We start from the raw sequence: 240 nt of genomic DNA, 5'->3' as shown, positions 1-240 counted from the left end.
GAATATCGCCTGATGCTGCGCGAAGATAACGCCGACCTGCGTCTGACCGAAGTGGGTCGTGAACTGGGTCTGGTGGATGACGAACGCTGGGCGCGCTATAACGAAAAACTGGAACGCATTGAACAGGAACGTCAGCGTCTGAAAACCACCTGGGTGAATCCACAGGCGGAAACCGCTGCAGAAGTGAATGCTCACTTAACTGCGCCGCTCTCACGCGAAGCCAGCGGCGAAGATTTGCTG

The 240-nt window shown here is 56.2% G+C and carries 1 pseudogene; it reads left to right on the top strand.

Going from position 1 to position 240, the window contains the following annotated elements:
- Nucleotides 1-240 (top strand): annotated as a pseudogene (gene gidA, locus ACPYOJ_RS36550) (tRNA uridine-5-carboxymethylaminomethyl(34) synthesis enzyme MnmG); the annotation flags it as partial.

The sequence above is a fragment of the Rhizobium sp. SVR5-9E genome (assembly GCF_056755095.1).
The sequence above is the reverse complement of the archived record's forward strand: the minus strand, read 5'-3'. Positions and strand labels throughout refer to the sequence as shown.